The organism is Serratia sp. Ser99, assembly GCF_024519545.1.
Lineage (GTDB): Bacteria > Pseudomonadota > Gammaproteobacteria > Enterobacterales > Enterobacteriaceae > Serratia > Serratia liquefaciens.
Genome location: NZ_JALJRT010000002.1, coordinates 688,921 through 710,744 on the forward strand (window position 1 = coordinate 688,921; position 21,824 = coordinate 710,744).

The following is a 21,824-nucleotide window of genomic DNA, read 5'->3' on the forward strand; positions in this document are numbered from 1 at the left end:
GAATATCTAAGAACGCGCGCTGTTTCGCTGGGAACAACGCGCGTTTTTTTATGCTATTGCGATACCGCGCCCGGCGAAAAAGCGGGCAAAGCTGCCCAACGGTAAAGTGACCTGTTTGCGCGATTGCGGCCGATCGCCAGACGGATTGTGGAATGTCACGCTCTGTGCCTCAGCGGCGGTAATCAACACCAGATGTCCGCCCCGCTGTGGCGGTGTCTGCTCGGGCCAGCGGATGCCAGGGTGCACCGAGGCCATAAAATAGCGTCGCTGCGCCAACAGCTGTGGCAGCGCTTGCGCCTCAATACCCACCTGAACCTCCGCCTCCAGGGCGAACTGCTCACGCACAAAGTCGACAAAGGGCGCATAAATCAGCCCCTTGATGCGATCCCCCTCACGCACGTAAGCCCCATAGGGCAAACTGCGGCGCGCCAGCTCCAACAGCGGCGGTGCATCGCCATCGCGGTGGCTCAACACCATTTTCAGGCAGGCCATACCGCAAACGTGATTCGCCCATTCGATATATTCAGCCCGGTCGTGCGCGCCGCTGAGCGCCCAGTTGGCGTCATCCGCCAGCGTCACGCGCCCGGCAATCAGGTCGGCCGCCAGCTCAGGCGTCGCCCATTGGCAGACGTAAGGAACGGGGGACGTCAAATCAGAAAGTCTCTGTGACTTTGAAATTCATCAGCACCAGCGTCATGTTCGGTGAGAACAGCTCATATTCTTCAAAGAAGCTCTGCAGCTCTTTACGCCAATAAGCCAGCGAACGGTCACCTTCCCCTTCGGCAAAAGCATGGGCCTCATCAACCTGATCGTAGGTTTTCATCTCTACCGACGTCAGTTCCACCGCGCAAACCGGCTGACCTTTACCATCCACCACTACAAATACGTCACCGGCCAGCGGGATGCCTTCGCCGTCCAGATTGGAGCAGGTTGCCGTCTTGGTACCGTCCAGGATCAGCTTGGCCACGTCGTCGGCCTGCTGCTCGGTCTTGCCGAACGCCCAACGCTCGGTGTTTTCATATTTCTTCGGAATTTCGCTCGCCATTGCCATACCTTTTTAAATAAATCATTGTGCAGACAGAATAGTACAACGTATCCGGCGCTGCCTGCACTGCCGAATTCAGCCCGCAGCCGCCTTATTGGGCTCTTTTAACGGCTGTTTGGGGTAAACCCCTGTGCCTATGCCGGGACAACAGGCATACTGTGAACGCAATTCACTCAATGGCTAACGGCCAGGCGGTAAAATGAAGAATGACGACAAAGACCCCGATGACACCTTCAGCGACCTGTTAAAAGTTCTGGCGGTGGTGATGATTGTAATCTTTGCTATCGGCGGCTGGTATTTCAGCTGATCACTAAAACAGGAGGTCACATTGGCCACCAAACGCATGCGCAGCAAGCACTGGAAGATGTTTTTAATATTATTGCTGATCTGTCTCGCCCTACTGTTATTGCGCTGGGCGGCAATAGTTTTCGGCTAACGGCAAGGAACAGGCCCCATGGCAAAACGAAATGGCAACGGCGTACAAATCGCCTTACTGCTGCTGGCGCTGGTTATTTTGGTCTGCGGTATTTTGATGATCACCACCGAGCTAGGTCACCAGGTGCTTGAAGAGATCGAAGATATTCTCGAGTAACGCCAGTCCGGCCGGATACTGACACGCCTTCTTTCAGTGTTCCCGCTTCGCGGGTTGCTTAGCCTCAGGCTCCAACAACTCGCGTAAATAGGTAATTCTCGCCTCCCCTTGCGGCAGCCATAAACGGTACAGCCAATGTTGCGCTTCAGCCCGCTGGCTGCGGCGATGGTACTCAGCCAGTTTATCGACCAGTCTCATCATTCACCCTCCAGATATTCGACACTGTTAGTATTGGACGAAAAAACCAGAAGAAATACTGATGGCTTGTTTTTTATGCATCCGGTTTTGGCATTGTGCGATCGGTACGGTGGCGCCCCCTGACCTCAACTGCTACATTGACCAAAAATCACCCAGCCGAGGTAACCCATGATGTTCTCGGAGCAGGAGATAAAAACCGTGTGGGATGAAGTGGCGCGTTTGATCGGCGACAGCGTGATGCAGTTGCGTCATCGCGGCGAGGTTTTATCGGTCGAAACGCTGGCAAAACACCTGGCGCAGCAACTGGCCGAAAGCAACGACATTGAACGCCGGATCCTGATAAGCGCGGCGATCAACATGCTGAAAGATGGAAAATGAATCGCCAACCGGATTGGTTGGCGATTCGGCAGAAGCCCGAGGTATGCAAGCCCGGCCTTCTGTGCGCTACTATGTCAGGCTAACGTGACGAAATTAATAGGAATTGTCGTGTTTTTCCCAATAAAGCACTATTTTTGTTGCCTGCAACCGTCAAACCAGCACGAAATCGCTCTCCACCAGCGGCTGGCCAATCACTTTCACCAGGAAGTCACTGCTGTCGAACCCACCTCCCAGATTGATTGCCACATCGTTGACGTGATTGAGCTCATCGTAAGTTAACAAGGCTTCACCGGCCTTTCCGCTGAACTGACTAACGAACTCGATGCCATTGCTGCTGCCGGTGTTGAACAGCGTCAGATCGATTTTGTCTTCACCGCTGACAAAATCCACGATCCAATCCGGCGCATCAGCACGTGATTCGTTGGCGGCGAAATAAACGAAGGTGTCCTTACCCTCATTACCAAACAGATGATCCGATTCACCGCCGCCGTACAGAATGTCGTCCCCCGCGCCGCCGATTAAAATGTTATTGGTGGCGTTGCCGATGATCACATCGTTGCCGGATCCCCCAAACGCATTTTCGATGGTCACACCGGCGGCAATTGACACGTTCCCTTCCAGGCCGCCCACGTCGGAGAAGGACTTCTCGTTGAGGTTAATACGTTGATTCTGGCTAAAACCTGAGAAATCAAAGGTGTCCGTACCGCCTGCATCCCAGGCGCTGAACACGATTTTATCCTGCGCGTGGGTGGCGGTGAGAAAATCACGATCGGTATTGGAATTAAAGCCGTAAACCGTGTCGCCGCTGCGGGTAGACATATTGGCGCCATAGAACTGCTGGATCGCCGTAATGTCATTTAACAGCGGAGCCGAAGAGTAAGCGCCTTTGAAATCTTGGCCGGTGCTGCTTTCACCAAAGTAGCTCATCACGCTGTGGGCGCGGCTGTCTTCAAAATAGGTCGCGTCATTGTTGTAAGTGATGCTCACACCCGGGGCAGCGTTGTAATCCCCAGGGTGCTGGAGCCCCAGCGCATGGCCAATTTCATGCGTCAACGTCTGACGGCCATATTCGTTTTCATGGATCAGGTTATTGGCGAACACATTGCTTGTGGCGTTGTACCAGGTTTGCCCAGCCACCGATGGGGAGGTATCGGGGTTATAGGCGAAGGCATAGGAGCCGCGTGAACTGACATCGAACAGGCCAAATTTGATATTGGCACTTTGGGTATCGCTGGTTTCGGTAAACGTGATATTGGCCACATCCGACCAGGATTGCAGCGAAAGTTTCGCCTGTTCGCGCTGCTGTTCATTGAAACTGCTGAAGCCGCCGATCCCCATGCTAGACATGTTGCCTGGCGCCTGTTCCCAGAAGCTGTAACTCAGGTTAACCGCGGTATCGGTCACACCTTTGTCGTGCCAACTGCGGTCGCCGCGGATCAATGCCAACCCGGCATCTTCAAAACTTTTCGAAGGGTGAATGACGTTCAATTCATGATCGCTATCAGCCTTATAGGCTCCTTGAAGGGCCAATACGCTTGTAGCTTCTGCCGATGGGTTAACGCGTTGATTGCTTGATGACATTAGAGTATCTCCATATTCGTCATTTCAGTGAGTCGCTACGATCACTGTCGGATGGCCTTAATGGCCGTGTTCCGGTGCTGAATAAATACGGGGATCTCGCTAATGCGGTTGGCACCCTCCATGAGCACTCTTAATGAGAACGATAATCCCTTAAATAACAGGATAGACACTTTTCATTAAAATACAGAACTATCTGATTAAAATATTACCTTCAATTCCGACTCCGTTTGAGTGCTTATTATTAGCGGCAGGCGAAAATAAAAAAACCGGGGCAATCCACCCCGGCAATCCTTAATTTAGCCCGGATTCAAATTAACCAACCCAATAACAGCGTGGCGCCGATAACGGTGGAAGCACCGCCGATGCGCGTGGCGATTTGTGCAAATGGCATCAGGCCCATCCGGTTGGATGCGGAGAGAATGGCGACATCGCCGGTACCGCCTAAGCCACTGTGGCAGCAGGTAACAATCGCCGCTTCAACCGGGAACATTTTCAGGTAAGGCGCAATCAGGAAACTCACCAGCCCCATCGACAACACCACCGAACCGCATACCACCACATAACCGACCGAGAACACCGCCACGACGCTTTCCAGCGGAACATACAGCATACCGAGGCCAATCATCAGCGGCCACACCAACGCGGTGGAGACGAACTTATAAAAACTGTGCGCACCGGTTTCCATTGAGGTTGGGATCACCCGGCAATATTTGCACAGCACCGCAAACAGAATCATCAGTACCGGACCGGGAATATGCACGATATGTTCGAACAGGCCACCGACGATAAAGAAGGCACAAATCACCAGCAGTCCACCGCCCATCAGCTGGAAATCGACGTTGCCACTGGTTTCCTTGATATCGAATACCGCATTTTCCTCCGCCGAACGGATCAGCATGCCGTCACCGCTCAACGCCTTGCGTTTCATGCCCAGTCGCGCCAGCACTCCGGCCGCGACAATGGCAAAGATATTGCCCAGCACCGCCGCCGGCGCCAGTTGTGCAACGTACACGTCGGGTGTCGAACCCAGAATGGCGGAATACGCCAGCGACAGCGGCAAAATGCCCTCGCCGATACCGCCACCGATGATCGGCACGATGATAAAGAAAAAGGTGTGATAGAAGGTAAAACCAAACAGCTTACCCACCAGCAATCCGGTTGCCACCGCCGTTACCGTGCCCACCACCAGCGGGACGAACATACGGATCATGCCCTGGATCAGAATCACCCGGTTCATGCCAAGAATACTGCCGACCACCAGGCTGGCGATCACAAAGTACAGCAGATTGGCGTCTTTCATCAGCAGATGGACGGTGCCCATCACGTTGGGCTGGAAGAAATTAAAGTACACCAGCACCGAAGGCACCATCAGGCACAGAATGGCCGGGCCGCCAATATCACGCAGTACCGGAATGCTTTTACCTAAATGCGCCAACGCAAAGCCCAGCGTCATGATCACCGCCAGGCCGCCGATCATATTCTTTGGCAGGAAGTTGGCGTAGGCCGATACGGCGACAATCGCGCAAATAGTGATAAACAGCGCAACCGGCACGGCACCGATATCCATTTTCCGCAGGTGGCTAATCAATCCTGATGAATCAGGTTGCGGTATCTCTTTCTCACAGGTCATTTCTGCATTTATCTGTTTCATTATTCACCCTGCTGACAAGCGTTCAGTGTGGAGTGGATCGACTAATGGCATATAAAATAATTTATAAGCTTTAAAAGGTACGTTTCGGAATGGGCTTATTTATAATAAATAAAATAGTGGACAGCACTGACAATATGATAAAAAATAAAAATACAAAACCAAATTACCTTTTATTAATTCAATATTGTGAGCCCCCACCAATGTTGGTTTTAATTAATTATCGTCAGCGTTTTGTAATTAAATTAATCAGGCGCCAATTCACTGCTATGCTATAGATGGAAGTAAAAATCCGTGCGTTTATTAATGAGAACCGGAGCGGTAAATAGCTGAATCCGGTCAGCTTGTACCCGAGCCTTGCTCTGCACGCGGCACCGTGCGGAAAGCAGGCACATAATATATGCCCTATCGCTTTCAAAGGCCGTGGTCAGAAAGGCGAAGGGCATAGAACTAATAAGGAAGTAGGATATGTCTTCAATCGCGATTACCCCACAAACGCTGGCCCGCTACGGTATCCATCAGGCTACCGAGATCGTCCATAATCCCAGCTATGAACAACTGTTTATCGAGGAAACCCGCGCCGACCTGCCGGCGCTGGAGCGCGGTACGTTAACGACGTTGGGCGCGGTCAACGTCGATACCGGCGAATTCACTGGCCGTTCTCCGAAAGACAAATACATCGTGCGTGACGACACCACGCGCGATACCGTTTGGTGGTCCGATAGCGGCACAGGCAAAAACGACAACCAGCCGCTGTCGCCGGAAGTGTGGCAACATCTGAAAACGCTGGTGGGTAACCAACTTTCCGGCAAGCGTCTGTTTGTGGTGGATGCCTTCTGTGGCGCTAACGCAGACACCCGCCTGAAAGTGCGTTTCATCACCGAGGTGGCCTGGCAGGCGCACTTTGTCAAAAACATGTTTATCCGCCCGTCGGATGAAGAGCTGCAGAATTTCGAGCCGGACTTTGTGGTGATGAACGGTGCCAAATGCACCAATCCTGACTGGAAACAGCAGGGGCTGCATTCGGAAAACTTCGTCGCCTTTAACCTGACCGAACGTATACAGCTGATCGGCGGGACCTGGTACGGCGGCGAAATGAAAAAGGGCCTGTTCTCGATCATGAACTACCTGCTGCCGCTGCAGGGTATTGCCTCGATGCACTGCTCAGCCAACGTGGGCGAACAGGGTGACGTGGCGGTCTTCTTCGGCCTGTCCGGCACCGGTAAAACTACCCTCTCCACCGATCCTAAACGCCAGCTGATCGGCGATGACGAGCACGGCTGGGACGACGACGGCGTATTCAACTTCGAAGGCGGCTGTTATGCCAAGACCATCAAGTTGTCTCCTCAGGCTGAGCCGGAGATTTATCAGGCTATCCGCCGAGACGCGCTGTTGGAAAACGTGCAGGTGCTGGCCGATGGCAGCATCGATTTCGATGACGCCGGCAAGACCGAAAATACCCGAGTCTCTTACCCGATCAACCACATCGAAAACATCGTCAAACCCGTGTCCAAGGCGGGACATGCCAAGAAAATAATCTTCCTGACGGCGGATGCCTTCGGCGTATTGCCGCCGGTATCACGCCTGACACCGGAACAAACCCAATATCACTTCCTGTCCGGCTTCACTGCCAAGCTGGCCGGCACCGAGCGCGGCATTACCACCCCAACCCCGACCTTCTCCGCTTGTTTCGGCGCGGCGTTCCTGACGCTGCACCCGACGCAGTACGCAGAAGTGCTGGTCAAACGCATGGAAGCGGCCGGTGCACAGGCCTATCTGGTGAATACCGGCTGGAACGGCAGCGGCAAGCGTATTTCCATTAAGGACACCCGCGGCATCATCGACGCCATTTTAAACGGGGAGATCGAGCACGCCGACACCTTCACCCTGCCAATCTTTGGCTTGGCGGTACCGAAGGCATTGCCGGGGGTAGATCCTTCGATCCTCGATCCGCGTAAAACCTACGCCGACGAATCTCTGTGGCAGGAAAAGGCCCAGGATCTGGCCCAGCGCTTTATCGATAACTTTGCCAAATACACCGTCACCCCCGCAGGGGAAAAACTGGTGAGCGCCGGGCCTAAACTTTAAGCCACAGCGCGCTTTATCATCCTTACAGGGGCCTGCTGGCCCCTTTTTACATCAGCGGCTTGGCCCCGATGCTAACCCCCGGGCAAATTCTGCCATTCTTATGCGGCGGACAAGGGTGACCTAAGTAAAGCTGGGAGCACTAAAGCCAACGCCGCCGCTATGCGAGTGTCGATATCGCTGCCCGGCGGCAACAGACCAAGCGCCATCTGGCGCAAAGGTTCTGCTATCACCATCGCCAGCAGCAGATCGCTGGTTTGCGCGCAATCCAGTTCACGCAGCCAACCACGCCGTTGCTGGCGCTGCAGCCAGTCAGCCACAATCGTCCTGCCCCGTTCAATGCCGTTGCGCTGATAAGCCGCCAGTAAATCTTCACGCCCCGGAAATTCACTCTGCAGCAGGCGAAACATCCCCACCGCCTGCTCGCTCAGCACCTGTCGCGCAATGGCCTGCAAGCCCTGCGACAACAGCGTCGGCAACTCTGTCGCCCGCTGGGCGTCCTGTTCAAACACCGGCGCAAAAGCGTCGGTCCAGCTAGCGATCGCCTGCGTCACCAGCGCATCGCGGTTCTCGGCAAAGCGATACAGGGTTTTCTTCGCCATGCCCGCCCACTTCGCCACCGCGTCCACGGTGGTGGCGGTATAGCCCTGCGTCAGCAACAACGCCAGAGTGGCCTCCACTGCCGCCGCGCGTAACTCCCCTTCCGGAGCCGAGGGCCTTCCACGCGAACGGGGTTCGGCTTCCACTTTATTTACCATCACAGTTCCTCGAAATCGTTGACAGAGTCAGCATAGCGGCATAGCCTTATTTAGGAAACCAATATCGTTTCCAAATAAAAAAGGATGAGCGTGATGACACATCAATCACTGATGCTGCCCTGGGGCGTAAATGATATCAACGAGTTGCTCAAACCTGAACCGCTGCGGCTGGAGATGGGGCTGACGCGCAATAGCGACGGCTGGTTGACCGTGGCAATCCGTACCGATCTGCACGGCTGCAAGGGCCGCATGCTGGATTGGTGGTTTACCTTTTTCGAAACCACCCAGCACATCCGTTGGTGGCATCCGCACGATCATGTCGAACACCGCGGCTGGGACCAGCACTGGAGAAAAGGCCAAAGCTACGTGGGTGCCAGCATCAACGCGGTGGAATGGTTAGCCGAATTGCCACCGGTTCCGGCCCGCCTCAAATTCCACGCGGCAGAAGACTTTTTTGCCCCACAACCTTTGCAACAGGCGCGAGACGGTCAGGCGTTATCCGCCGCCGTATGCGCACGGATCGGCTTTGGCGAGCAGGTGGCGCTGGACGATAACGGCGATCCGCTGGACGGTGAAATGCTGCATCTGGCACGCGACACCTCCTATGGTTGCGTGCTACGCAGCCGTTTTCTGTTGGGGAAATCCTGTGTCAACGCACATGAAGAACTGCCGGACGAGGTTGGTTTTAATCTGATGCGCCATTGCTACAATGAATTCAGCTATCTGGCGCAATTCCTGCCTTCGCTGTACTACGCCGAAAACGGCCATGAGGCTGCCCCCTTACCCTGGTAATCATTCACCCCGGCGTTTTATTTTTCGCCGGGGCCGTTATAGTAAGCTCAACCTACAGGCTACAACGATAAACGACAGGTGAAGCGATGGAAAAACGGCGGTATTCAGGTGGCTGTCTTTGCGGGCATATCCGTTTTCAGGCCGTTGGCCTGCCCGGTAATCCTCACAGTTGCTCATGCGAGTTCTGTCAGCGTCACTCCGGCGCACCGACGTTGTGCTGGGTTGAGTTTCCGCGTGAAGCCGTCAGTTGGATCGGTACCGGCGGCGTGCCTGCCCTGTACCGTTCTTCGGACTATTCCAGCCGCGCCTTTTGCCCACGTTGCGGCAGTACTCTGGGCGCTGTCGATGACGCACCGACCGTCGCGCTGGTCACCGGCAGTTTTGATCGCGGTGAGCTAGCGGCGCTGCGCCCCACTGCGCATTCCTTCTCCGATGGCTGCCCCGACTGGTGGAAAATCGACGACATCGTCTGAGGCCTTCACACTTCCCGCTTAAAATAATTGATTGTTTTGTCATAAGAATTTAGAACTGAATGACAATAATTCAAACGCACGGGAATGGGGATGGACACACAAACCACGGTTATCGACGCACGCCAGTCGCGTCAGGCCTTGCTGGCCGGATCGGTCGGCAACTTTATCGAATGGTACGAATTCGGCGTTTACGGTTTTCTCGCAACCGTGATCGCCGCCAATTTTTTCACCCTTCAGGGTGAAAGTGAAATTACCAGCCTGATCCTCACCTATGCCGCCTTTGCGCTGGCCTTTTTCTGTCGCCCGATAGGCGCCGTGATTTTCGGCCGCATCGGCGATCGCATTGGCCGCCGACCGACGCTGATCGCAGTCTTGTTGCTGATGACGGTGGCTACCGCCCTGATCGGCGTGATGCCGACCTATGCCTCCATCGGCGTTGCCGCCCCGCTGTTGCTGACCCTGTTGCGCATGTTCCAGGGGCTGTTCGCCGGCGGCGAGTTCGGCGGTGCGGTTTCGCTGATGACCGAATTCGCGCCGAAGGGCAAACGTGGCCTGTTCGGGGCCTGGCAGTCGTTGACCGTGGCCTTCGGGCTGTTGGCCGGGGCCGGACTGGTAGCGCTGTTGGCTGCGCTTTTAACCCCTGAGCAGTTACATGACTGGGGCTGGCGCATCCCCTTTCTGCTGGCGTTGCCAATGGGCGCGGTAGCACTGTGGCTACGCTTAAAACTGCAAGAGACGCCAACCTTTACCCAGGCGCAACAAAACCTCGGCACCAAGGTGCAAGCCCCCGAGCTGAAGTTAAGCGGCGTGGTGAAAACTATCGCGATTGGCATTGGGCGCATGATGGGCTGGTCCGCTGCCGGTTACACCTTTCTGGTGGTGATGCCGTCCTACCTGCAAACCTCGCTGCACGCCACCTTCCAGCAGGCGCTGGTGGCGACGGTACTGGCTAACGTCGGTTTCGCCCTGACCATTCTGCCCGCCGGCATCCTCAGCGATAAGCTGGGGCGCAAAACGGTGATGCTGACGGCGGTAGTGGCGGTGATCCTGTTCACCTTCCCGCTGCTGCACCTGCTGCAGGATCCTCAAAGTTCGCTGCTGGCCAAAGGCATCGCGGTGATGATCGCCGGTGCTGTCGTCGGTTTGCTGGCCGGCCCCGGTCCGGCAATGTTGGCGGAGATGTTCCCGACGCAGGTGCGTTATACCGGCCTGGGGCTGGCCTATTCGCTTTCCAACGCGGTATTTTCCGGCTCTGCCGGGCTAATCATCACCGGCCTGATCAAACAGACCGGCAACCTCGATATCCCGGCTTACTATGTGGTCGCCACCTCGGTAGTCAGCCTGTTCGCGCTGATGACCCTGCGGCGCGACGACCATCTCCGTTCACTCAACGAACGTTAACCCTGCGGGGCGCACTGCGCCCCTGTTTTATTGACAGGTGATTTGGATCACACCAACAAAATGTTAACGTTAACTTTTGTGATTAACATCGCAATCCCTGGCCATGGTGGCTTTATTTGATTTAAAGTTAACGTTAACAATAGAGCCAATTTCATCCATCAGGGCATTCCCCATGAACCGCGAAACAAAAAAATATTATGTGCTTCTCAGCGGCCTGTTGTTTTTCTTCTTCTTCACCTGGTCATCCAGTTTTTCTCTGATCTCCATCTGGCTGAACCAAAAGATCGGCCTGAAAGGCACGGAAACCGGCCTAATCTTCTCGGCGATGTCAATCATGGCGCTGTGCGCACAGCCCCTGTACGGTTTTATTCAGGACAAGCTCGGGCTGCGTAAGCATCTGCTGCTGTTTGTCGGCGTGCTGCTGCTGCTGACCGGCCCGTTCTTTATCTACGTCTACGCCCCGCTGCTGCAAACCAACCTGGTGGCCGGTGCGCTGGTGGGCGGCGTGTTCGTCAGCCTGGCGTTCAATGCCGGCATTGGCGCGCTGGAGTCCTATACCGAAAGGGTCAGCCGGATCGTCGGTTTTGAATTTGGCCGGGCCCGCATGTGGGGTTCACTGGGCTGGGCCAGCGCGACCTTCTTCGCCGGCTTCATCTACAACATCAATCCGAATATCAACTTCTGGATCGCCTCGGCCTCGGCGGCGATATTTCTTCTGTTGCTGTGGCAGGTGCGCGAACTGAAGCCCAACGCCATGGCCGGTCTGGAATACGGCAAACCGGAAAATCTGAAGCTGCAGGACGCGCTGGCGCTGCTGCGCCTGCCGGGTTTCTGGGCACTGGTGGTGTTCGTACTCGGTACCAGCATCTACGGCGTATTTGACCAGCAATTCCCGGTGTATTTTGCCTCGCAGTTCGCAACGCACGAAGAAGGCAACCGCATGTACGGTTTCCTCAATTCGCTGCAGGTGTTTCTGGAGGCTGGCGGCATGTTCCTGGCCCCCCTGCTGGTCAATCGCATCGGCATCAAACAGAGCTTGCTGCTGGCCAGCAGCGTGATGGCACTGCGCATGTTCGGTTCCGGCTTTGCCAGCGGCGCATTGATGATTTCCGCCATGAAACTGCTGCACGCCGTGGAGTTGCCTATCCTGCTGGTGGCAATGTTCAAATACATCACCACCCGCTTTGACAGCCGCCTGTCCTCGACGCTGTATCTGGTGGGCTTCCAGTTTATCAGCCAGATCGTCGCCGGCATCCTGGCGCCGCTCGCCGGTTACGGCTACGACCGTATCGGCTTTGCCGACACCTATTTGCTGATGGGCTGCGCAGTAGCCGGTACCACGCTGATTTCCTGCTTCCTGCTGCGCGGTGAAACCGTCGCCCGCACGCCCCAATTTCAATCAACGATAAAATCAAGTGAGCCAACCCAATGAAAAATGCTTTAGCTCAGGCCGATCACGCGGTCGAAGCGCTGCGCGCGCAACGTCAGGACGATTACTATCCGCAATTTCATCTGGCGGCGGCCGCCGGTTGGATCAACGATCCCAACGGTCTGGTGTACATTAACGGCGTCTACCATGCGTTCTATCAACATCATCCCTATGACCAAAACTGGGGCCCCATGCATTGGGGCCACGCCACCAGCCGGGATCTGGCGCATTGGCAGCATCAGCCGATCGCCCTGGCTCCCGGCGAAAGCTACGACAAAGACGGCTGTTTTTCCGGCTGTGCGGTGGATGACAACGGCGTATTGACGCTGCTCTACACCGGCCACGTCTGGCTGGGCAAAGAAGGCGATGACGACCAGGTACGCGAAGTGCAGTGCCTGGCCACCAGCGAAGATGGCGTAAATTTCGTCAAACACGGGCCGGTGTTGCTGCCGCCGGAAGGCATTCAGCACTTTCGCGATCCGAAAGTCTGGCGTGCAGCTGACTGCTGGTGGATGGTGGTGGGCGCCAAAGAAAACGGGCTAGGCCAGGCTCGACTTTACCGTTCGAATGACCTGCGCGACTGGCAGTTCGATCGCGTCCTGGCGGGGGCACAATCGCCGCACCAGGGCTATATGTGGGAATGTCCGGATTTCTTCCCGCTCGGTGAAAAGCAGGTTCTGCTGTTCTCGCCGCAGGGACTGACAGCGCAGGGTTATCGCAATCGTAACCGCTTCCAGAGCGGCTATCTGCTCGGCCACTGGCGGCCCGATGAGGATTTCAGCGTCACCCAGTCATTCTGCGAGCTGGATGGCGGGCACGATTTCTACGCACCGCAAACCTTCACCGCCGCCGACGGTCGCCGCATGCTGTTCGCCTGGATGGACATGTGGGAATCGCCTATGCCGAGCAAACCCCACGGTTGGGCCGGTGCACTCACCCTGCCCCGTGAATTGACGCTGTCATGTGAAGGCAACGTACTGATGAATCCGGCGCGTGAGCTGACAGCGTTGCGCGGCGAGCAACAGTCATTTGACGCCGTGTCTGTACGTAACCAGCGGCAGGTGTTGACTGACGGGGTGCAAGAACTGGCATTGACGCTAAACGTCGCCGCCAGCGATGCAGAGCGCTACGGCATCGTTATAGGCACCGCCGCACGGCTGTACGTCGATAATCAAACGCATCGACTGGTATTGGAACGTTTCAGTGAAGATCCGGGCCTGTGCGGCTGCCGCAGCGTGCCGTTGCCTGAGGCGGACATTTTGTCGCTGCGCGTCTTTATCGACCGCTCATCGCTGGAAGTGTTCGTTAATCATGGCGAGGCCTGCCTGACCAGCCGTATCTACCCAACCGACGGGCAACGCAGCGTCACCCTGTTCGCCGAAGGCGGACTGGCGCAGTTTGGCGCGGCACAGGCCTGGAAACTGGAAAGCATCTGGGAGTGATCTGAGAACAACTCAATGTGCAGGGCGCGGCGGTGAATAAACTGCGCCCTGTTGGGTTACAGCGACCCACGCAGTAATAACGGGCAGGCCACCTTCACCCTGTCGCTGTGATCCAATTGATTAATCAGATGCAGTGCCGCCTGTCGGCCCAGCTCATAATGCGGTAACTGCACCGTGGTCAGCGGCGGAAGGAACAGCTGGCCAATACCAACCATATTGTCGTAGCCCAGCACCCCGACCTGTTGCGGGATTTCCCAGCCCTGCGCCAGCAACACCTGATACACCAAAAACGCCACCCGATCGTTGCCACACACCACCACATCGCAGTCGCGCCGCCCCGGCGAGAAGTGCCGTTCCAGCAATGCCACGCTGTCGCGGTAATGCTCGTCGCCTTCGGTCAGATCGAGATGATATTGCCGTAATTGATCGACGTCTCCACCCGCTTCACGCCAGGCGCGCTCCAGCCCGCGACGGCGCAACCCGGCCGCCAGGGTCGTTTCCGGCAGATGAATACACAGCGGTGCGCGATAGCCTTTGGCGATCAAAGCACGCATGGCGTCATACTGGCCCTGCTCATCATCGGGAATGTAACTGGCTACCGGGTGTTCCTGGCTGATGCAGTTGGCCAGCACCAGTTTTTTATCCAGTAACTTGGCCGGTATATCTACCTGGCGTAGCCCCATGGTAGTGAAAATCACCCCGTCCGGCCGGTGTGCCAGCAGCAAATCTACGGTATGTTCCGCGCTGTCGTCGGCAAACAGGTTGACCACGAAGCTGTTCCAGCCGTGTTCACGCGCCGTTTTTTCAATCGACAGGATCATCTCTACCGAGAATGGGGTTGTCGCGGTATCCAGCGCCAGCACGCCGAGGGTCTGAACCCGACTGCTGTCGCCGCGAATGCGTCGCGCCGCAAGATCGGGCACGTATTCCAGTTGGTCGATCGCCAGTTTGACGCGTTGGTAGGTATCCGGCCGCAGCTTATCGGGCTCGTTGATGGCGCGGGATACCGTCATCAGGGATACCCCGGCAAGTTTTGCAACGTCTTTCAGCGAGGCCATGCGCCCTTCTCAATCTGGGATAAGTGTGGGATAGAAGTACAGATCATCCCACAACTTAGCGCTGGACTCTAGCCCGGTTTAGCAGGCTGTGATGTCGGCCCACAGAATGACGCTATCTTCCTCCAGAGGGGCCAGCGTCCCGCTAAACTCACCCGCCGGCCACCAACCACCCTGGCGTGCAGTCAGGGTAACGCCATCCGCCAGCAACCAGCGTCCCTGCAGCACGTACAGCACACCGGCATGCGGTGTCGGCAGCTCGATTGCCTTAGTCACTCGCTGCACGTCGGCTGCCCAGCGGCCGCGACGGGTCATGATATTGAAGTCCTGGCTACTGCCGCCCAACAAGGTCGCGCCCAACGCCACATCGCCGGAGAAGGCGAACGGTTCACCAACCTGCGATAAATGATGATCAACGTGCCCGGCGCTGAACAAATGCACGCCATCGCCTTCCAACAGCGTGATCGAACGATCTATGCCGTTGAAGGCCGAGAACGGGCCGTCTTGCGCGATGGTGGCGATACTGGCACGCCAGTCGAAATCCTGGGTGCCTACAGGCCAACTGGCGATCTCTCGGGTTTCCCCACCACCGTTGCGCCACGGCGTAACCGGCAGAGAAGCAAAATCAAAACGCGTCAGGCTCATCACGCCTCCTGCTGGAAGGTTTTCAACACCTGCAAGAACTCGGCACTGCTGCGTTGCTGCAGTGCATGACGCCCTTGCTCGATCACCTGTCGTCCACCGACGAACACATCGCGGATCTGCTCTTTACCCCCGGCGAACAGCCAGCGGTTGAGGATGGAGGCGTCCGGCGCCGCTGCCAGGTACGGATCGTCGCCGTCCAGCACCAGCCAGTCGGCACGGTAGCCGCTTTTCAGCCGACCGATCGGCGCACCGCAAGCCTGCGCCCCACCCTGCAAGGCCTGTTGGTAGAGGACGTCAGCCACGGCCGGTTGTTCCGGCGTGGTCAGCCGGTTACGGCGCTGATCGCGCAGGCGTTGACCGTATTCGAACCAGCGCAGCTCCTCCACCACATTGAGCGATACGTGGCTGTCAGAACCAATGCCCCAACGCCCCTGATGTTGCAGATAGGCGTCGCCGGGGAAGATGCCGTCGCCCAGGTTAGCCTCGGTAGTCAGGCACAGGCCGGCTACCGCTTGGCTGCGTGCCAGCTGCTCTAGCTCGTCACGATCGAGGTGCGTGGCGTGTACCAGACACCAGCGCTGATCCACCGGCAGATGCTCGTACAGCCAGGCGACCGGGCGACGTCCGCTCCAGGCCAGACAGTCGTTGACCTCTTTCTGCTGCTCGGCAATATGAATATGTACCGGCAGCGAACTGTCCGACGCCGCCAGGATCTGCTGCATCTGGCCCAGTTCCACCGCACGCAGCGAGTGGAAGCACAGGCCCTGATTCTGCAACGGTTGCTCTGCCAACTGACGCGCGATCGTCTGCTGTTGCTCCAGATAACTGTCCGCATTCTGAATAAAACGCTTTTGCCCCGGCTGAGCGGGCTGGCCGCCAAATCCCGCATAGCTATACAGCACCGGCAGCAGGGTCATGCCGATCCCCGCCTGGGCCGCCGCCTGACTGAGTCGGCCGGTCATTTCGCCGCGATCGGCATAAGGGAGACCGTCGGCGCCGTGATGCAGATAGTGGAACTCGGCGACCTGGGTATAGCCCCCTTTCAGCATTTCGATATAGAGTTGGCGGGCAATCACCTCCACCTGCTCCGGCGTTAAGCGCTGCACCAGGCGGTACATCAGATCGCGCCAGGTCCAGAAACTGTCCTGCGGATTGCCCGCCACCTCCGCCAGCCCGGCCATCGCACGCTGGAAGGCGTGGGAGTGAAGGTTTGGCATGCCCGGCACCGCATCGCCGTGCAGACGGGTGCAACCTTCGGGATCGGCGTCGGCAGTCACCTGAGTCAGGTAACCTTGCGCATCCACGTCCAACCGGACGTTATGCGCCCAACCTTCAGGAAGCAGAGCGCGTGAGGCAAAATATGCAGGCATGGCAGTATTCCACTGTTAGTGTAACGGCTAATAACGCGCGATAATCGCGCATCCGAAAATATACGGGCCCAGCGCATTGCTGTGGCGGACCGGCCCTTAGTTGTATATACATATACATACGCCGACATCAACAGTAAACTGATGTTATTATTTTTTTATTTGACGAGGTTAACGTCGTGGTTGATCAACAGACCGTGCTGCAACTGGCTGCTGCAATGAGCGATACCCCCGCCCCAATATATCAACGGGTCAAGCAGGCGATCGTGAACCAAATTCGTGCAGGTCATTGGTTGCCGCACCAACGCGTCCCCTCGGAAAGTGAGCTGGTCGCCGAATTGGGCGTCAGCCGGATGACCATTAATCGCGCCTTGCGCGAACTGACCACCGAAGGTTATTTGATCCGCATGCAAGGCGTGGGTACTTTCGTCGCCGAAGCCAAGGCGCACACCGCGCTGCTGGAAGTGCATAACATCGCTGACGAAATCGCCGCCCGGGGTCATCGCCACAGCAGCAAAATCCTGCAGTTGAAAGCGCGAGCGGCCAGCGAAGAAGAGGCACTGGCGCTGGGCATTCAACCAGGCCAGCAGCTTTTCTATTCGCAGATTGTGCATTACGAAAACGATCTGCCGGTACAGGTGGAAGATCGCTGCGTGAATCCCCTGATCGCCCCCGACTACATGAAACAGGATTTCGACCGCGTTACGCCCTATATCTATTTAACGCAGGCCGCGCCGCTGACCGCAGGCGAACACATCGTCGAAGCGGTAGTGCCGACCCGCCAGGAGCGCGAACTGCTGCAGTTGGAAGACCACGAACCCGGATTACTGATCCACCGCCGCACCTGGTCCGGTAAAACCGTGGTCACGTCGGCACGCCTGCTGTACCCGGGCAGCCGTTATCAACTGTTCGGCCGTTTCACCAGCGAAGTCTGATCCCCTGCGGGTGCCGTTTTGGTACCCGCTCTTCCACAACGATCACATCCCGATAACAAATTTTTATCCCGCCCCTTGTGACAACTCGATGAATGAGCTAGGTTGTTTTTAATTGTATATACAACCATGTGGGAGCCACGGCTCCGGCGGAGAAAAGCCATGACCTCTGAGATTCACTGCGACAGCCTGTGGCACGGGGCCGACGTCGTCACCATGCGCTACGGTAAATATCACACCATCACCAACGGCGCGATCGCCGTGCGTGACGGCAAGATTGTCTGGCTGGGTGAACATGCGGCGTTACCGGCAAACTTGATAGCGGATGAAACCGTGAAATTCGACGGCGGTATCATCACGCCGGGCTTTGTCGACTGCCATACCCATCTGGTGTTCGGTGGCAACCGCAGCGGCGAATTCGAGCAGCGCCTGAACGGCGTAAGCTACGCCGATATCGCCTCCCAGGGCGGTGGCATCATTTCCACCGTCAAGGCTACCCGTGACGCCGACGAAGAACTGCTGCTGGAGCAGGCGCTGTTCCGGCTGCGACCGCTGCTGGCGGAAGGCGTGACCTGCGTGGAGATTAAATCTGGTTACGGGCTGACGCCGGAGAGCGAGCTGAAAATGCTGCGCGTGGCGCGCAAGCTGGGTGAACTGTTGCCGGTTGAAGTGAAAACCACCTGTCTGGCGGCGCACGCGCTGCCACCGGAATATGCCCATCGCGCCGACGACTATATCGATCTGGTGTGCAACACCATTATTCCTCAGGCTGCCGCTGCCGGATTGGCCGATGCGGTTGACGCCTTCTGCGAGCATCTGGCGTTCTCACCGGCGCAGGTGGCGCGCGTGTTCGCCGCAGCGGAAAAAGCGGGTCTGCCGGTTAAGCTGCACGCGGAACAACTTTCTGCCCTGGGCGGGAGTGAATTGGCAGCGCAGCACCATGCCCTTTCCGCCGATCATCTTGAATACGCTACCGAACAGGATGCGCGCGCAATGGGCGATGCAGGCACCGTTGCGGTGCTGCTGCCGGGCGCTTATTACCTGCTGCGTGAAACCCAATGCCCACCGGTAGAGCTGTTTCGCAAGCACGGCGTAGCCATGGCGATCGCCAGCGATGCGAACCCGGGCACCTCACCGGCGTTGTCCTTGCGTTTGATGATCAATATGGCCTGCACGCTGTTCCGCTTGACGCCGGAAGAGGCGTTGGCGGGCGTCACGGTGCATGCGGCCAAGGCGCTGGGCCTGCAGGCAAGCCAGGGGACGCTGGAAGCCGGCAAGCTGGCGGATTTTGTGCACTGGCCGCTATCCCGTCCGGCTGAACTGGCTTACTGGTTGGGCGGTCAACTGCCCTGTACGGTGATTTTCCGAGGAGAAGTACGTCAATGACCATTCGCGATGCTTTAGATTTCCACCCCGGCAGCCTGCCGCTGCTGATCAGTATTCCCCATGCCGGTACCCGATTGACACCGGCCGTCGAAGCCGGCTTGACCGACGATGCACGGCCACTGCCCGACACTGACTGGCATATCCCACAGCTGTACGATTTCGCTCGTGCCATGGGTGCCAGCATATTGGTCGGCAATTATTCGCGCTTTGTTATCGACTTGAACCGTCCAGCCGACGACAAACCGCTTTATACTACCGCCACCACCGGTCTGTATCCTGACGTATTGTTTGACGGCCGACCGAGCTTCCTGCCGGGTAAAGCCCCCTCTGACCAGGAGCGCACCGGCTATCTGGAACAGATCTGGCAACCTTACCACCAACAGTTGCAAGACGAACTGACGCGCCTGAAAGCCAAGCACGGTTACGCGCTGCTGTTCGACGCCCATTCCATTGCCTCCGTTATCCCACGTCTGTTCGACGGTAAGCTGCCAGACCTCAACCTGGGCACCAACGGGGGCGAAAGCTGCGCCCCGGCGCTGAGCGATCGTCTGGTCGCCTGCTGCGAACAGCAACAGCAGTTCACGCATGTACTTAATGGCCGCTTCAAAGGCGGTTACATCACTCGGGCTTATGGCCGTCCGCAAGAGCAGCAGCATGCCATTCAACTGGAGCTGGCGCAGGTGAACTACATGTCCGAACAGTATCCCTATGCGTTTGAGCCCGAGCGTGCCGCCTCTCTGCAACGCCTGCTAAAACAGATGATCGACAGCCTGCTGTCCGGTGGCGGTCAACTGCGTTAATCCTTTTCTCCTCCTGTTGCGGGGCAACGCTAATTGCCCTGCGACAATCAAGCCTTCAAGCAAGCACTCCCCCGCTTTAACGCCCTGACGTTGCGGCACACAATTTGCCTCCTTGTTGCTTCCGTTTCAATTTGCGTACTGCATCGCAATTTTGACTGAAAATCAGTGAATCTGGTCGGAACAGCGCACAAAACAGCGGCCCGCCGTTTGCGCGGTACGCCACAATCTGGCGAAAAGCCCATCAAGGCACAAATAAATAAAAAATACTCTGGAGGCCCTCTATGTCCGAAATCCCGCTGAACTGGCGTGCCGCGCAGGCCGTCGCCAATAGACTGCTGGCTGATTGGCAGTCCGGCAACCAACCCGGTGGCGCTATTACCCTGTTCGATGCCGCACAAGTACGCGCAACTGCCTATGCCGGGCGAGCCGATATGGCGCAAAATACCCCTTTTAACGCAGACACCGTGGTGCGCTACGCTTCCGTCACCAAACATATTTTCGCCACACTGGCGCTCAACGCTACGGATCAGGCACTGAGCCTGAACGACCGCCTGGGTGACTTGCTGCCTGAGCTGCGAAAGCCGCTTGCAAATGTAACCGTCGGCCAGGCGCTGGATATGACCAGCGGGCTGCCTGACGTACGTGAAACACTGGGGCTGCTCGGTATTTCGGTGCATACCCGCAGTGACGCGCAACCGGTCATGCAGTTTCTGCAGGGGCTAGAGGGGCTGAACTACCCGGCAGGCAGCGAAATCACCTATACCAACACTGGCTACCGGTTGGTTGAAGCGGCCCTACAGGCCAAAGGCTATGACTTCGACCAACTGGTTCAGCAGCACATTGCACAGCCGCTGCAGGTGCAACTGCGGGCACCGGAAAGCTGGTATGACGTGGTGCCTGGGCTTGCCCCCGGTTACTGGCGTTCCGAGCAGGGCTGGCAGTTGGCCAGCGCCGGCCTGCACCTTTCCGCCTCCGGCAGCCTGACCGGCAGTGCCAATGCCCTCACTCGCTGGCTGCAAACGCTGCTGGCCAATCAAGGCCCTGGCCGTGGCGTACTGGCGCAACTGAGTGCCCCACGCCATCTCAACCAAGGGCAGGTCAGCGCTTACGGGCTGGGGCTGGCGCAAACGCCGCTCGGCGAACACCGTCTGCTGGGCCACGGCGGTTCGCATGCCGGCTACAAAACTTATTTCCTGCTGTCACCCGACCGGCAATCCGGTGTCGTTGTGGTGGCTAACCGGGAGGATTGCGACAGTTTCAACATGGCACTGCAGGTGATGACCGCCTTGCTGGGTGAAGCCCTGCCGAAACGCAGCACCGCCATTCCTGATGGCATTTACACCACGGTGGCAGATCCTTACTGGCTGGAAGTGAAAGACGGCAACGTCGCTTATCTGGGCAGTGAAGAGGCGCTGTATCAGGCCGATGACGGCTATGCAGTGTCGCTTTCCGCTCATATGCCGATGCGGCTGAAATGGACCGGTGAAGCGGTAGAAGGTGAAGTGTGCCACGTGCCGCGCAGCTTTCTGCCCGTCACGCCAAACCGCGATTGTCTGAAGCACGTGCAGGGCTTGTGGTACCACCCGCAGTACCGCACCGCCTTCGAGATCTGCGGCGATCGGGTTCACATTGGCGTGGGCCCAGCATCGCAAACCGGGAAGATCAGTTCGCTGGGCCAGGGCCGCATGCTGGTCGAAAGCAGCGACGGTCCGTGGTTGAAACGCTTTTGCCTCTATTTCCGCGGCTATAGCGTAGATTTGATTGCCAATCGCAGCCGGGTGCTGACCTTCCAGCGCAGCAGCCTCGGCCGCGATTAG

The 21,824-nt window shown here is 57.2% G+C and carries 22 protein-coding genes; 13 read left to right on the forward strand and 9 right to left on the reverse strand.

Going from position 1 to position 21,824, the window contains the following annotated elements; all coding sequences use genetic code 11:
- Positions 1-48: 48 nt before the first annotated feature.
- Together NR114_RS07295 and NR114_RS07300 are read right to left on the reverse strand one after the other, a co-directional pair.
- A complete protein-coding gene (locus NR114_RS07295; protein ID WP_256813789.1) occupies positions 49-651 on the reverse strand; it encodes a hypothetical protein in 603 nt (200 codons plus the stop codon).
- 1 nt (position 652) lies between these two features.
- Positions 653-1,045 carry an ASCH domain-containing protein gene (locus tag NR114_RS07300; protein ID WP_256813790.1) on the reverse strand — a complete coding sequence of 131 codons (393 nt, stop codon included), beginning with the start codon at positions 1,043-1,045 and terminating at the stop codon, positions 653-655.
- Between the two features lie 343 nt (positions 1,046-1,388).
- On the opposite strand from NR114_RS07300, the gene yniD reads away from it, so the two are divergent.
- Both yniD and NR114_RS07310 read left to right on the forward strand, forming a co-directional pair.
- Positions 1,389-1,481, forward strand: coding sequence for a small membrane protein YniD (gene yniD, locus NR114_RS07305; RefSeq protein WP_369982358.1), 93 nt, complete (start codon positions 1,389-1,391; stop codon positions 1,479-1,481).
- A gap of 18 nt (positions 1,482-1,499) precedes the next feature.
- Positions 1,500-1,637 carry a hypothetical protein gene (locus NR114_RS07310; protein ID WP_017892602.1) on the forward strand — a complete coding sequence of 46 codons (138 nt, stop codon included), beginning with the start codon at positions 1,500-1,502 and terminating at the stop codon, positions 1,635-1,637.
- Positions 1,638-1,670: 33 nt separating this feature from the next.
- Here the strand turns inward: NR114_RS07310 and NR114_RS07315 are convergent, their stop codons facing one another.
- Complete coding sequence (locus tag NR114_RS07315) at positions 1,671-1,838, reverse strand: hypothetical protein (protein WP_256813842.1); 168 nt, start codon at positions 1,836-1,838, stop codon at positions 1,671-1,673.
- 165 nt (positions 1,839-2,003) lie between these two features.
- Between NR114_RS07315 and NR114_RS07320 the strand changes: the two genes are divergently transcribed.
- Complete coding sequence (locus tag NR114_RS07320) at positions 2,004-2,213, forward strand: hypothetical protein (RefSeq protein WP_041414492.1); 210 nt, start codon at positions 2,004-2,006, stop codon at positions 2,211-2,213.
- 150 nt (positions 2,214-2,363) lie between these two features.
- Here the strand turns inward: NR114_RS07320 and NR114_RS07325 are convergent, their stop codons facing one another.
- The gene (locus tag NR114_RS07325; protein ID WP_129982972.1) at positions 2,364-3,794 is read right to left on the reverse strand and encodes a serralysin family metalloprotease; all 1,431 of its coding nucleotides are present in this window, start codon (positions 3,792-3,794) and stop codon (positions 2,364-2,366) included.
- A 307-nt stretch (positions 3,795-4,101) separates the two neighbouring features.
- Positions 4,102-5,445 carry a 2-hydroxycarboxylate transporter family protein gene (locus NR114_RS07330; protein ID WP_256813791.1) on the reverse strand — a complete coding sequence of 448 codons (1,344 nt, stop codon included), beginning with the start codon at positions 5,443-5,445 and terminating at the stop codon, positions 4,102-4,104.
- Positions 5,446-5,910: 465 nt separating this feature from the next.
- On the opposite strand from NR114_RS07330, the gene pckA reads away from it, so the two are divergent.
- Positions 5,911-7,530, forward strand: coding sequence for a phosphoenolpyruvate carboxykinase (ATP) (pckA, locus tag NR114_RS07335; RefSeq protein WP_048762653.1), 1,620 nt, complete (start codon positions 5,911-5,913; stop codon positions 7,528-7,530).
- A 98-nt stretch (positions 7,531-7,628) separates the two neighbouring features.
- Here the strand turns inward: pckA and NR114_RS07340 are convergent, their stop codons facing one another.
- Positions 7,629-8,285 carry a TetR/AcrR family transcriptional regulator gene (locus tag NR114_RS07340; RefSeq protein WP_256813792.1) on the reverse strand — a complete coding sequence of 219 codons (657 nt, stop codon included), beginning with the start codon at positions 8,283-8,285 and terminating at the stop codon, positions 7,629-7,631.
- Between the two features lie 93 nt (positions 8,286-8,378).
- On the opposite strand from NR114_RS07340, the gene NR114_RS07345 reads away from it, so the two are divergent.
- The 5 genes from NR114_RS07345 (at position 8,379) to NR114_RS07365 (ending at position 13,822) form a co-directional block, all read left to right on the forward strand.
- Positions 8,379-9,077 carry a DAPG hydrolase family protein gene (locus NR114_RS07345; RefSeq protein ID WP_048762651.1) on the forward strand — a complete coding sequence of 233 codons (699 nt, stop codon included), beginning with the start codon at positions 8,379-8,381 and terminating at the stop codon, positions 9,075-9,077.
- Between the two features lie 86 nt (positions 9,078-9,163).
- Positions 9,164-9,550 (forward strand): GFA family protein, encoded by a 387-nt coding sequence (locus NR114_RS07350; protein WP_256813793.1) that lies wholly within the window; start codon positions 9,164-9,166, stop codon positions 9,548-9,550.
- Positions 9,551-9,640: 90 nt separating this feature from the next.
- Positions 9,641-10,951 (forward strand): MFS transporter, encoded by a 1,311-nt coding sequence (locus NR114_RS07355; RefSeq protein ID WP_048762649.1) that lies wholly within the window; start codon positions 9,641-9,643, stop codon positions 10,949-10,951.
- Between the two features lie 172 nt (positions 10,952-11,123).
- Positions 11,124-12,383, forward strand: a complete 1,260-nt coding sequence (locus NR114_RS07360) for an MFS transporter (protein ID WP_122078975.1) — start codon at positions 11,124-11,126, stop codon at positions 12,381-12,383.
- Complete coding sequence (locus NR114_RS07365) at positions 12,380-13,822, forward strand: glycoside hydrolase family 32 protein (protein ID WP_256813794.1); 1,443 nt, start codon at positions 12,380-12,382, stop codon at positions 13,820-13,822. The genes NR114_RS07360 and NR114_RS07365 overlap by 4 nt, the downstream gene beginning before the upstream one ends.
- Positions 13,823-13,878: 56 nt before the next feature.
- Here the strand turns inward: NR114_RS07365 and NR114_RS07370 are convergent, their stop codons facing one another.
- From NR114_RS07370 to NR114_RS07380, 3 genes are all read right to left on the reverse strand, one after another.
- Positions 13,879-14,880 (reverse strand): LacI family DNA-binding transcriptional regulator, encoded by a 1,002-nt coding sequence (locus NR114_RS07370; RefSeq protein WP_149572928.1) that lies wholly within the window; start codon positions 14,878-14,880, stop codon positions 13,879-13,881.
- 78 nt (positions 14,881-14,958) lie between these two features.
- Positions 14,959-15,522: a HutD family protein gene (locus NR114_RS07375; protein WP_197820717.1), complete on the reverse strand. Its 564-nt coding sequence runs from the start codon at positions 15,520-15,522 to the stop codon at positions 14,959-14,961.
- The gene (locus NR114_RS07380) at positions 15,522-16,892 is read right to left on the reverse strand and encodes a formimidoylglutamate deiminase (RefSeq protein WP_048762644.1); all 1,371 of its coding nucleotides are present in this window, start codon (positions 16,890-16,892) and stop codon (positions 15,522-15,524) included. The genes NR114_RS07375 and NR114_RS07380 overlap by 1 nt, the downstream gene beginning before the upstream one ends.
- Positions 16,893-17,068: 176 nt before the next feature.
- Between NR114_RS07380 and hutC the strand changes: the two genes are divergently transcribed.
- The 4 genes from hutC (at position 17,069) to NR114_RS07400 (ending at position 21,824) form a co-directional block, all read left to right on the forward strand.
- On the forward strand, positions 17,069-17,824 hold the full coding sequence (gene hutC / locus NR114_RS07385) for a histidine utilization repressor (RefSeq protein WP_044550189.1): 756 nt from the start codon (positions 17,069-17,071) through the stop codon (positions 17,822-17,824).
- Between the two features lie 159 nt (positions 17,825-17,983).
- The gene (gene hutI / locus NR114_RS07390; RefSeq protein ID WP_256813796.1) at positions 17,984-19,207 is read left to right on the forward strand and encodes an imidazolonepropionase; all 1,224 of its coding nucleotides are present in this window, start codon (positions 17,984-17,986) and stop codon (positions 19,205-19,207) included.
- On the forward strand, positions 19,204-20,007 hold the full coding sequence (hutG, locus tag NR114_RS07395) for an N-formylglutamate deformylase (protein ID WP_020826511.1): 804 nt from the start codon (positions 19,204-19,206) through the stop codon (positions 20,005-20,007). Before hutI ends, hutG begins: the two co-directional genes overlap by 4 nt.
- Positions 20,008-20,288: 281 nt before the next feature.
- Positions 20,289-21,824 (forward strand): serine hydrolase, encoded by a 1,536-nt coding sequence (locus NR114_RS07400; RefSeq protein ID WP_256813797.1) that lies wholly within the window; start codon positions 20,289-20,291, stop codon positions 21,822-21,824.

Bases quoted from the DNA above. Each gene is read 5' to 3' on its own strand.
- NR114_RS07345 (WP_048762651.1), top strand. From the start codon at position 8,379: ATGACACATCAATCACTGATGCTGCCCTGGGGCGTAAATGATATCAAC.
- pckA (WP_048762653.1), top strand. From the start codon at position 5,911: ATGTCTTCAATCGCGATTACCCCACAAACGCTGGCCCGCTACGGTATC.
- hutI (WP_256813796.1), top strand. From the start codon at position 17,984: ATGACCTCTGAGATTCACTGCGACAGCCTGTGGCACGGGGCCGACGTC.
- NR114_RS07360 (WP_122078975.1), top strand. From the start codon at position 11,124: ATGAACCGCGAAACAAAAAAATATTATGTGCTTCTCAGCGGCCTGTTG.
- NR114_RS07315 (WP_256813842.1), bottom strand. From the start codon at position 1,838: ATGATGAGACTGGTCGATAAACTGGCTGAGTACCATCGCCGCAGCCAG.
- NR114_RS07380 (WP_048762644.1), bottom strand. From the start codon at position 16,892: ATGCCTGCATATTTTGCCTCACGCGCTCTGCTTCCTGAAGGTTGGGCG.
- NR114_RS07310 (WP_017892602.1), top strand. From the start codon at position 1,500: ATGGCAAAACGAAATGGCAACGGCGTACAAATCGCCTTACTGCTGCTG.
- NR114_RS07355 (WP_048762649.1), top strand. From the start codon at position 9,641: ATGGACACACAAACCACGGTTATCGACGCACGCCAGTCGCGTCAGGCC.
- NR114_RS07375 (WP_197820717.1), bottom strand. From the start codon at position 15,522: ATGAGCCTGACGCGTTTTGATTTTGCTTCTCTGCCGGTTACGCCGTGG.
- NR114_RS07330 (WP_256813791.1), bottom strand. From the start codon at position 5,445: ATGAAACAGATAAATGCAGAAATGACCTGTGAGAAAGAGATACCGCAA.
- NR114_RS07400 (WP_256813797.1), top strand. From the start codon at position 20,289: ATGTCCGAAATCCCGCTGAACTGGCGTGCCGCGCAGGCCGTCGCCAAT.
- NR114_RS07340 (WP_256813792.1), bottom strand. From the start codon at position 8,285: ATGGTAAATAAAGTGGAAGCCGAACCCCGTTCGCGTGGAAGGCCCTCG.
- hutG (WP_020826511.1), top strand. From the start codon at position 19,204: ATGACCATTCGCGATGCTTTAGATTTCCACCCCGGCAGCCTGCCGCTG.
- yniD (WP_369982358.1), top strand. From the start codon at position 1,389: ATGCGCAGCAAGCACTGGAAGATGTTTTTAATATTATTGCTGATCTGT.
- NR114_RS07300 (WP_256813790.1), bottom strand. From the start codon at position 1,045: ATGGCGAGCGAAATTCCGAAGAAATATGAAAACACCGAGCGTTGGGCG.
- NR114_RS07325 (WP_129982972.1), bottom strand. From the start codon at position 3,794: ATGTCATCAAGCAATCAACGCGTTAACCCATCGGCAGAAGCTACAAGC.
- NR114_RS07350 (WP_256813793.1), top strand. From the start codon at position 9,164: ATGGAAAAACGGCGGTATTCAGGTGGCTGTCTTTGCGGGCATATCCGT.
- NR114_RS07320 (WP_041414492.1), top strand. From the start codon at position 2,004: ATGATGTTCTCGGAGCAGGAGATAAAAACCGTGTGGGATGAAGTGGCG.
- NR114_RS07370 (WP_149572928.1), bottom strand. From the start codon at position 14,880: ATGGCCTCGCTGAAAGACGTTGCAAAACTTGCCGGGGTATCCCTGATG.
- NR114_RS07365 (WP_256813794.1), top strand. From the start codon at position 12,380: ATGAAAAATGCTTTAGCTCAGGCCGATCACGCGGTCGAAGCGCTGCGC.